11 protein-coding genes are annotated in these 9,366 nt (G+C 58.6%); all 11 read right to left on the bottom strand.

Features of this window, described 5'->3' with window-relative positions:
* On the bottom strand, window positions 1–212 hold a 212-nt coding region (locus C5L13_RS27610; RefSeq protein WP_158693547.1), incomplete at its 3' end, for an aldehyde dehydrogenase family protein.
* 74 nt (window positions 213–286) lie between these two features.
* Entirely contained in the window at window positions 287–1,363 is a 1,077-nt protein-coding gene (locus tag C5L13_RS27605; protein WP_105386475.1) for an ABC transporter ATP-binding protein, read from the bottom strand.
* Window positions 1,360–2,160, bottom strand: coding sequence for an ABC transporter permease (locus C5L13_RS27600; protein WP_105386474.1), 801 nt, complete (start codon window positions 2,158–2,160; stop codon window positions 1,360–1,362). The genes C5L13_RS27605 and C5L13_RS27600 overlap by 4 nt, the downstream gene beginning before the upstream one ends.
* Before the next feature lie 3 nt (window positions 2,161–2,163).
* Entirely contained in the window at window positions 2,164–3,021 is an 858-nt protein-coding gene (locus C5L13_RS27595) for an ABC transporter permease subunit (protein WP_105386473.1), read from the bottom strand.
* A 77-nt stretch (window positions 3,022–3,098) separates the two neighbouring features.
* Window positions 3,099–4,034 carry an ABC transporter substrate-binding protein gene (locus tag C5L13_RS27590; RefSeq protein ID WP_245571509.1) on the bottom strand — a complete coding sequence of 312 codons (936 nt, stop codon included), beginning with the start codon at window positions 4,032–4,034 and terminating at the stop codon, window positions 3,099–3,101.
* A 107-nt stretch (window positions 4,035–4,141) separates the two neighbouring features.
* The gene (locus C5L13_RS27585; protein ID WP_105386471.1) at window positions 4,142–4,471 is read right to left on the bottom strand and encodes an NIPSNAP family protein; all 330 of its coding nucleotides are present in this window, start codon (window positions 4,469–4,471) and stop codon (window positions 4,142–4,144) included.
* Window positions 4,472–4,474: 3 nt separating this feature from the next.
* Window positions 4,475–5,938, bottom strand: coding sequence for an aldehyde dehydrogenase (locus C5L13_RS27580; RefSeq protein ID WP_105386470.1), 1,464 nt, complete (start codon window positions 5,936–5,938; stop codon window positions 4,475–4,477).
* Between the two features lie 7 nt (window positions 5,939–5,945).
* Window positions 5,946–6,983: an LLM class flavin-dependent oxidoreductase gene (locus C5L13_RS27575; protein ID WP_105386469.1), complete on the bottom strand. Its 1,038-nt coding sequence runs from the start codon at window positions 6,981–6,983 to the stop codon at window positions 5,946–5,948.
* On the bottom strand, window positions 6,980–7,912 hold the full coding sequence (locus tag C5L13_RS27570) for a flavin reductase family protein (protein ID WP_245571507.1): 933 nt from the start codon (window positions 7,910–7,912) through the stop codon (window positions 6,980–6,982). Before C5L13_RS27570 ends, C5L13_RS27575 begins: the two co-directional genes overlap by 4 nt.
* The gene (locus C5L13_RS27565; RefSeq protein WP_105386467.1) at window positions 7,909–8,730 is read right to left on the bottom strand and encodes an alpha/beta fold hydrolase; all 822 of its coding nucleotides are present in this window, start codon (window positions 8,728–8,730) and stop codon (window positions 7,909–7,911) included. Before C5L13_RS27565 ends, C5L13_RS27570 begins: the two co-directional genes overlap by 4 nt.
* On the bottom strand, window positions 8,705–9,307 hold the full coding sequence (locus tag C5L13_RS27560) for an amino acid synthesis family protein (protein ID WP_105386466.1): 603 nt from the start codon (window positions 9,305–9,307) through the stop codon (window positions 8,705–8,707). Before C5L13_RS27560 ends, C5L13_RS27565 begins: the two co-directional genes overlap by 26 nt.
* Between the last annotated feature and the right edge of the window lie 59 nt (window positions 9,308–9,366).

The raw sequence follows: 9,366 nt of genomic DNA, 5'->3' as shown, positions 1-9,366 counted from the left end.
TTCTGCGCCGTGTGCGCGGCATCAATGGCGCGGGCGGCGTCGGCTCGGGTCATATCCGGCAGGCTCGCGATCACCTCCCCCGTCGATGGATTGCTGACGTCGAAGGTCGCACCGGTTTCACCGCTTGCCTGCCATTGGCCGGCGATCAACGCCTTGTCGGTGGCAAGCGACGGATTTTTCAGTTTCGCAAGAAGTGTCTTGGACAGCGCCATGGCGTAGGTCTCCTGAATCGTTTAAAACTAAACAATGGCTGGGGCCGTCCTGGCCGCCGCAGCGAACAAACGGATCAGGCGAATGCGTGCGTCGACTTCGGCTCGAAGCTTAGCCAGGCTTTGTCGCCACGGCTAATGCTGGAGATCGCTTCGTGGCCAAACGGCAGCCGCACGGAGAGGCTTTCACCATTGCCGGTGTGGGTGGTGACCTCTATGTTGTTGCCCAAAAACGTAATGTCATTGATTGTTACAACAAGCCCGCTATCGAGTGGCCGGGTCGAAAGCGACAGCCGCTCCGGCCGCAGGAGCAGCAACACGGACTTGCCGCCAGACTTGCCGGCATGCACGGGCACGCCGTCGATTACCGTACCGCCGGACAGCGACAATCGCGCCTGGCCGCCTTCATTCGATAAAACCTCGGCGTTGATGAAATTGCTGTCTCCGATAAATCCCGCCACGAAATGCGTGGCGGGATTGGCGTAAAGTTCCTGGCCGGTTCCGATCTGGTCGATTTCACCCTCGCTGAACACGGCGATGCGATCGGAAAGCCGCAGCGCTTCTTCCTGATCATGGGTGACGTACAGAATGGTCACGCCGGTTTCCTGGTGAATGCGGCGGATCTCGAACTGGATCTCCTCGCGCAGCTTCTTGTCGAGGGCCGATAGCGGCTCGTCCATGAGCAGCACAGGCGGATTATAGATCAGCGCGCGGGCGAGTGCGACGCGCTGCTGCTGGCCGCCCGACATAAGGGCCGGCTTGCGCTCCTCAAAACCTTCGAGCCGGACTAGTTTGAGCGCCTTTTTGACGCGCTCAGCGATTTCCACCTGGCTGGCACGCCGGATACGTAGCGGGAACGCAACATTTTCTCCGACGCTCAGATGCGGGAACAGCGTGTAGCGCTGAAACACCATGCCGATGTTGCGCTTGTGCGATGGCGTCGACAAAAGGCTCTGGCCCTTAAGAAGAATGTCGCCATCGGTCGGGTCCTGGAATCCGGCAAGGATGTACAGCGTAGTCGATTTGCCTGAACCAGACGGCCCGAGAAAAGTCATGAATTCGCCCTCGGCGACGTCCATGGTCACGTTCTTCACCGCAGTGACCTGGCCATACGTCTTGCGGATGCTACGAATGGAGAGAAATGGCTCGGTCATACTTTACGTCCCTTGCGGAAAAGTGCGGCGAGCACCATCAGCAGGATGGTAAACGCAATGAGAATGGTAGATGCGGCTGCAATCACCGGCGTCAGGTCTTGCCTGAGGGTTGCCCAGATCTTGACCGGCAGCGTTTGTAGCGTCGGGCTTGCCATGAAGATGGCGAGAACGACTTCGTCCCACGAAGCGAGAAACGAGAAGATCGCGGCGGCGAAAATACCGTGGCTGACGGCGGGCACCGTCACGCGAAGCCGTGCCTCCCAGGGGCTTGCGCCGCAGAGGATCGCCGCATCTTCGATCGACTTGTCAAACCCTTCCAGCGCGTTGCCGATCGATATGATCGAGAAAGGTAGCGCGATCAGCAGATGGGCGACGATGAAAGCAATCGTGGTGCCCGCCAGCCCGAGCTGCAGGAACAGCGCATATAACGCAACGGCGAGCACCACGACGGGGAGGATCATCGGCGTCAGGAACAGGGCGCGCAGGGCTTCGCGCCCCATGAACGAACCCCGGTTCAGGCCAAGTGCGGCAAGGAAACCGAGCACGATAGAAAGCACTGTCACGATCGCCGCGATCTTTAGGCTAGTGAGGGCCGAATAGAGCCAGCGGGAATCGCTGAAAAGGGTCTGATACCACTTGAACGTCCATGACGGCGGCGGAAAGATCAGCCACTGCGACGAGCCGAACGACAGCGCCGCGATAAAGACGATCGGCAGGATCAGGAACAGACAGACCACAACTGTCAGGCCGATCAGGAATGGCCGCAGGCCGGCAAGTCTCTCAAAATCGAGCAGCATGGTTCACCTCGCCCGATTGGGGTTGAAGAATTTGAGCTGAATGGCGTAGAGCACAAGCGTCACGATCAGCAGAACGAGTGCGGCGGCTCCGCCCATACCCCAGTTAACCAGCGACTGCACAAATTGCGCCACGAGTTCGGCTAGCATCATGTTGGACGTGCCGCCCAGAAGTGCGGGCGTGACGTAGTAGCCCAGCGACATGACGAAGACCATCAAAGCACCGGCGGCAAGGCCCGGCAGCGACAGCGGCAGCAAGACGCGGGCAAAACACTGCCGCTTATTGGCGCCGCAGAGTGCGGCCGCGCGCAGGATTGCCGGATCGATCGACTTCAGAACGCCGATCAGCGGCAGGATCACGAAGGGCAGCATGATATAGGTCATGCCGATGGTGACGCCGACGAGATTGTTGACCAAGGAAAGCGGCTTGTCGATGATGCCTAGGCTCAGCAACGTCTTGTTGATGACACCGGTCCGTTGCAACAGCACCATCCAGGCATATGTCCTGGCAAGCAAATTGGTCCACATCGATAGAATGATGATCGCCAGCACCAGCCGCGACCACCGATCGGGCATGATTGCCAGGAGCCACGCTACCGGATAACCGATGAGGACCGACACCACGGTCACCAGCCCCGCAACGATGAAGGTGTTCATGAAAACGCGGAGATAGGTCGTAGAGCCTAAAAGCTCCACATAATTCTGGAGACCGGGCGCAGGTTCAAGCACGCTGCGCATCAGCAGCATGAGCACGGGGACGACGAAAAAGAATACGATCAGAAGCAGCCCCGGGGCGACATAGCCGAAACTGCCGTCACGCCGGAGCGTTCTCTGTCCACCGTCAGTCGTTGCCGACATAACCATTGCAAACCTCCCAGTTCCTTTCGGAAAATCACGGGCCGGCAACTCGGCCCGTGCTTATTGATTGCATCAGATGCTGATTACTTAGCCTGCCAGGCGTACCAGCGCTTACCGATCTCGTCGCGATGTTCGGCCCAATAATTCATGTCTGCGTTGACTTGGCCCTCGGCCTTCTTGTCCGGCAACGAGTTGCGGGTATCAGGGTCCATCAGTGCCGGCGAATCCAGATTGATCGGAGCGTAGCCTGTGGCGGCTGCAAAATTCGTCTGACTCTCGGCACTCGTCGCATGCGCGATGAATTTCATCGCGGCTTCCTTATTCTTTGTACCCTTGGGAACGACAAGCGAGTCTGCCGCTGTGATATTGTTTGCCCACGACGTCTCGGCCGTCACGCCGGTGAGAGCCAGCGCCGTGAGGCGACCGTTCCAGAACGAGCCGTACGGTGCTTCCGCGGATGCCAGCAACTGCTGAGACTGAGCGCCGCTATCCCACCAGATAATATCTGCCTTAATCGTGTCGAGCTTTTTGAAGGCACGATCGAGGTCGAGCGGGTAGAGCTTTTCCGCTGGAACACCATCAGCGAGGAGCGCTGCTTCAATCACGCCAGGTGCAGACCATTTGTAAAACGTACGCTTGCCAGGGAACTTTGTCGTATCGAAGAGGTCGGCCCAGGTTTTGGGGCAGGTGTCAACGGCATCCTTGTTGCAACCGACGACGAAGGAATAATAAAAACTTCCGACGGAATAGTCAGTTACGAAACGCGGATCGAGCTTGCTCTTGTCTATGATCGTGAAATCAAGCTTCTCCAGCAGTCCTGCTTTTCCTGCTTGAACAGCATAATCGCCTTCGACATCCACGACATCCCAAGTGACATTGCCGGACTCGATCATCGCTTTGAGCTTGCCATAGTCCGTCGGCCCGTCCTGCACCACGTTGATTTTTGTATTTTCAGTAAAGCTATCGGCATACTCTTTTTGAGCATCCTGGGTCGTGCCGCCCCAGCTGGTGAATACCATGTCCGCCGCGTTCGCCTGCCCGGCAAAACCGAATGCGATTGCAAATAGAGCAATTATCGTATGTTTCTTCATGTTTTCTCCTCCCTGAGAAAGTGCTGGTTTGAGCCCTAGACCGCCGTCGTGCCACCTAGGGGCGAGAATGCGGTTGGTGACATGATCTTGTTGTCGGCCGTGACGATCAGATCGCGTATTTTCGGCAGAAAGGCCTGCCACTCCGGATCGGCCGCCAGCCCGGCGCGCCTCGCCTGGCGGTCATCGAGGGTCTCATAGCCCCAGATGTGGACAATCTCGTTGATCAGTCCGATCTCCGAAGAGAAGTAACCGACGAGATTTCCGAGATGTTTCTTCTGGATGGCGATCCCGACATCCCCGACCACCTTCAGGTATTCGGGGATGGCGCCATTCTTCAGTCTGTAGGTCCTGATCTCGTAGAACATGGTTCACCGCATGACGAAGGGGTCGGGGAACGGATCGTCGGACGTTCTGAGCCAAACGGTCTTGGTGCGGGTGAAATCGAGCGCAGCCGCAAGCCCGCCTTCACGTCCGTGGCCCGATTGTCCATAGCCGCCGAACGGCGCGATCGGCGAGACGGCCCGGTAGGTGTTGATCCAGACAATCCCAGTTCGGATCTTCTTCACCATGCGGTGCGCCCGCGTCAGGTTCTGCGTGAAGACGCCGGAGGCTAGACCGTAGCGGGTGTCATTAGCCAATGCTACGGCTTCGTCCTCGTTGGTGAATGATAGGACCGACAGGACAGGGCCGAATAGTTCAATTTCGACGGACGGCGAATTGATGCCGTCGCAGTCGAGAATCGTCGGCAGGTAATAGAAGCCGTCGCCTTCGCCTGCTCGGCCACCAGTTACGACCTTCGCGCCGGCATCGACGGAGTCTGATACGATCTGCCCGACATGATCGCGCTGGCGGCTAGTGCAGAGCGGGCCGACTTCGGTCGCCATGTCGAGCGGCGTACCGATACGGATCGACTCGGCCCTGGCCTTGAGCAGATTGACGAATTCGTCTTTCACGGACCGTTCGACGATCAGCCGGGATCCGGCGACGCAACTCTGGCCTGTTGCGGCAAAAATTCCTGCCACTTGGGCGTTGACAGCGCTTTCCAGATCGGCGTCGGCAAAAACGATGAACGGCGACTTGCCGCCGAGTTCCAGCGAGGTGCTTGCAAGGTTTTCCGCCGAATTGCGCACCACATGCGCAGCCGTCACCGCACCGCCGGTAAAGGCGATATGGGCGACACCGGGGTGGCGGGTGAGCGCGCTGCCACAGGAGGGGCCGAAGCCGGTGATGACATTCAGGACGCCTTTCGGGAACCCGGCTTCATGTATGAGCCGCGCAAATTCCAGCATCGGCGCGGGACCGTCTTCCGAAGCCTTGATCACCAGTGTGCAGCCAGCGGCAAGCGCCGGACCTATCTTGACCGCGGAGAGAAATAGCTGGCTGTTCCACGGCACGATCGCCGCAACGACACCGACAGGCTCGCGCCGCGTCCAGACATCCATCTCCGCCTTGTCGATGGAGAGTGTCGAACCTTCGATTTTGTCGGCGAGCCCCGCATAATAGCGGTAATAATCGGCGACATAAGCGATCTGCGCCGAGGTTTCGCGGATGACCTTGCCGGTATCACGGGTTTCCAGTTCAGCAAGGCGGTAGGCGTTGGCCTGGACCAAATCCGCAAGTTTGTAGAGGAGCTTACCCCTGGCGCTTGCCGTCATCGTCGGCCACGCGCCTGACCACAGTGCCTGTTCGGCCGCCTTTACCGCGCGATCGACATCGGCTTCACGCGCTTCCGGCATGGAAGCCCAGATATTGCCGGTTGCCGGGTCGACGCTGTCGAACCGCGCAGAACCGTCATCGAAGACGCCGTCTATGTATTGCTGGAAGCTTTGCATCTGAGCCTCACTTGAATGCTGGCATGACGTCGGCGATAAAGCGTTCGAGCGACGCCTTCTTGCGTTCGAAGCTCATGCCGGTGTCGATCCAGAAGGAATATTCGTCCCAGCCTTGCTGTTCATAAACCTTCAGACGATCAATAACCGTTGCTGCGTTTCCGATCGGCATGCTGGTGACCATCCTGTCGGGCGACAAGTTAGCGTTTGCTGTCAATTCTTCTTCGGTCAGTTGCTCGATCAGTCCTTGACTAATAGGTCGCTCGTTCTTGAACCAGGCGAAGAAGTAGTTGTAGTAGGTGCTGATTTCCTTGGCCGCCTGCGCGATATCGGCTTCGTCTGATCCGACATAGGTATGCTGAAGCAGCATGATCTTCGGACGTTTCACCTGCGAAGCTTTTTGGCACGCTGCTTTGAAGCGTTCCATCAGGCTGGCTATTTCAGCCTCCCCATTGGCCAGTGGCGTGCACTGTACGTTGCAGCCGTTGGCGACAGCAAATTCGTGGCTGTTCGGATCGCGTGCGGCCACCCAGATCGGCGGGTGCGGTTGCTGCACCGGTTTCGGCGCCGAGGTCGTCGACGGAAACTTCCAGAACTCGCCGTTATGGGCATAATCACCAGCCCAGATGCCTTTGACAGCGGGGATCAGCTCTCGCATTCGCTGGCCGGCTCCCCATGGGTCGAGGCCCGGCAGCAAACGTTCGTACTCGAAGCTGTAGGCGCCGCGAGCGATGCCGAGATCGAGACGGCCGCCGCAAATGATGTCGGTCATCGCCGCTTCGCCGGCGAGTTTGATCGGATGCCAGAACGGCGCAATCACCGTCCCGGTGCCAAGACGCACGTTCTTGAAGCGATTTGCGAGATCCGCCAAGCTGACGAACGGGTTTGGCGCAATGGTGAAGTCCATGCCGTGGTGCTCGCCGGTCCAGATGGCATGCATGCCTCCTTTGTCGGCGATCTCGCACAGCTTCAGGAATTCTTCGTAGAGTTCTTCATGATTCTGGCTGGCATCCAGCCGTTCCATATGAACGAAAAGCGAGAATTTCATAGGTCACCCTTTTTTGCCACGACGTGCACGCGGCCCTTTTCGTGGTTGCCGAAATAGATCCCGAAATTGCCGAGCATGCTCTCCTGGGCGTAGCGCTTGACGGTCTCGCGGACCGCCGAATCCTGGATCTTATCGAGGGGCAGCTGTTGAACCGGAAACAGCTGGCCGATTTTGGGCGTGCCTTCGCCCAGCGCTGCGCGATAGATGATGTGCTGACGCCCCGCGTTGGTATCTTCGTAGATGGAGTAGAGCAGTCCTGTCTGGATCGACAGACCAATCTCGGAGGTGAACTGCGGCTCAAACGCCTCCATGCCCTCGCTTTCGACCTTGTCTACGAACGGCAAGGTCCAGCCGCCATGCGCGTCCGGTACGAGTAGAACCTCGTCTGCCCGCTCTGCGACGGCCCCAATCGTCAGACTGCCCTCGACATTTTCCAGAAGGTTCTTTTCGGTCAAGGCGGGGGTGAAGTAGCCACCACGGGCATAGCCTAGGCCGATTTTACCGGAGTTTTCGTATGCCTCAACCCGTCCGATAAGAATGACATGATCGCCGGCCTCGACGCGCTCGTGTGCCGAACAATCGAACCATGCGGCGACGTCGGAAAAAACCGGTGAACCAAATGGGCCTTTCTGCCAATCGACAGCAGCGAACCGATCCTCGACCGGGCGCGCAAACGTGTTGGAGACATCCTTCTGATCCTCGGAAAGGACGTTGACCGCAAATCCTCTGGTGGTCATCAGCGTCTGGTAATTGCGCGAAGTCTTTGCCAGGCAGATCAGAAGCAGCGGCGGGTCGAGCGAAACGCTCGTAAAACTGTTGGCGGTGAAACCGATCGGGGCTCCGTCGTCATTGATCGTCGTAACGACGGTCACGCCTGTCAGGAACGCGCCAAACGCATCGCGAAGAGCTCTTGGATCACTCGTTGTCACTCCTCCCATTCCTCCCTTACCCGCTCCGGCTGCCAAGTGAGCCAGTCGGCCAGTGCCTTACTCACCTCCTCCGGCGCCGTGAGATTGACCATGTGTCGATGGCCTTCGATCACGAATGCCCGTCCTTGAGGTGCAGCTCTCGCCATCTCTTCGGCCATTTCGGCCGTCGAATTCTTGTCGCCGTCACCCGTCAGAAACAATGCCGGGCATGTCACCTGCGGCCAGCTATCGGAGTAGACGGCGTCTCCGGTTGCAAAGGCGCGGTAAGCCGCTGCATATCCGCCGGGGTCGACCTTTTGCAGCAGTTCGCGGACTAGCGCGTATGCCTCGCCGTCTTTTTCATCCGGCGCAAACCACCGGTCCAGCGGTGCTTCACGATCGAACGCGCCGCTGAAGATCTCGTCGGCGCGGGCTTCGACTGCCTGGCGCGCCATCGGGGTCCGCTTATAGACGCCGTTCAGCAGGGCGATCCGACGGAGTTTTGAAGGCACTGTTGCCGCAAATCCCGCAGCAATCAGCGCCCCCATTGAATGACCCGCGACATTGACCGCACCAAGCCCCAATTCATCGACCACTTTTGCGAACCAAGCGACGAAGTTAGGCAGTTCCGGTCGGTCATCGAGCAACGCGGAGAAACCATGGCCCGGAAGATCGACGGCAATGACGCGATGATCTTTCAAAAGCCGCTCGATTTGCGGTCCCCAGGCCTCGATCCGCATCCCGACCCCATGGATGAGGACAAGTGTCTCGTCCCCATTTCCGTGGTCGACATAAGCAGTGCCGGAACGTGTCTTAGACCGCTGCAGGGTTTGCAACATCGTGGCCAAGCTCCTTCAAGTCCTGGTATCGGTCACCGATACGGTGATGCGGGCGGCCACCGATCGACGCGCCGAGCGCGACGACGATTTCGTCGGCAGCGGGTGCATCGGGGACCGTGCACTGGATCGTCAGGTAATGGGAGCGGCGGCCCTCGTCGTTCTTGTCCATCAACGGGATCATGATCGGGGCATTGGCGGGGCCACGCGTATTGCAGAAGGCGAGATAAGATTTGGCGCCGACGGCAGTGCGGTAATGATTGCCGAAACGCAGCGTGTGGATGAGCGCCGAACCATGCTCGATTTCACCGTCCAGACCCACGACGGCGGACTTGCCGTAGGCTTCGATGATCTCGCCGGAACCAGCAGTCTCGATGATCATCTTGGTCAGCAGTTCGCCGAGAACCGGGGCTACGGCATGAATTTCCGGTTTCAGGTCTTCCACGAAGCCGCGCCCCGCCCATGGGTTCTTGACGACGGCGAGCGCTGCTATCAGCTTCAGCGGGTTCGCCACCCCCTTGCCGCCCTCGACGAGTGTCGTTTCGATCTGGAGAAACGTTTTGCGGATCACCGGTGCCATGGAATTCCTCCCTGCAATTTCAGCTTCTGTATGTTGGTATACCATAAGACCGCATGTCA

Source organism: Neorhizobium alkalisoli (assembly GCF_002968635.1).
In the GTDB taxonomy this organism is placed as follows: Bacteria; Pseudomonadota; Alphaproteobacteria; order Rhizobiales; family Rhizobiaceae; genus Neorhizobium; species Neorhizobium alkalisoli.
The sequence above is the reverse complement of the archived record's forward strand: the minus strand, read 5'-3'. Positions and strand labels throughout refer to the sequence as shown.

What these genes read in the sequence shown, in the direction of transcription:
- C5L13_RS27605 (WP_105386475.1), bottom strand. Translation starts at nt 1,363, where the DNA reads ATGACCGAGCCATTTCTCTCCATTCGTAGCATCCGCAAGACGTATGGC.
- C5L13_RS27600 (WP_105386474.1), bottom strand. Translation starts at nt 2,160, where the DNA reads ATGCTGCTCGATTTTGAGAGACTTGCCGGCCTGCGGCCATTCCTGATC.
- C5L13_RS27595 (WP_105386473.1), bottom strand. Translation starts at nt 3,021, where the DNA reads ATGGTTATGTCGGCAACGACTGACGGTGGACAGAGAACGCTCCGGCGT.
- C5L13_RS27590 (WP_245571509.1), bottom strand. Translation starts at nt 4,034, where the DNA reads ATGGTATTCACCAGCTGGGGCGGCACGACCCAGGATGCTCAAAAAGAG.
- C5L13_RS27585 (WP_105386471.1), bottom strand. Translation starts at nt 4,471, where the DNA reads ATGTTCTACGAGATCAGGACCTACAGACTGAAGAATGGCGCCATCCCC.
- C5L13_RS27580 (WP_105386470.1), bottom strand. Translation starts at nt 5,938, where the DNA reads ATGCAAAGCTTCCAGCAATACATAGACGGCGTCTTCGATGACGGTTCT.
- C5L13_RS27575 (WP_105386469.1), bottom strand. Translation starts at nt 6,983, where the DNA reads ATGAAATTCTCGCTTTTCGTTCATATGGAACGGCTGGATGCCAGCCAG.
- C5L13_RS27565 (WP_105386467.1), bottom strand. Translation starts at nt 8,730, where the DNA reads ATGTTGCAAACCCTGCAGCGGTCTAAGACACGTTCCGGCACTGCTTAT.
- C5L13_RS27560 (WP_105386466.1), bottom strand. Translation starts at nt 9,307, where the DNA reads ATGGCACCGGTGATCCGCAAAACGTTTCTCCAGATCGAAACGACACTC.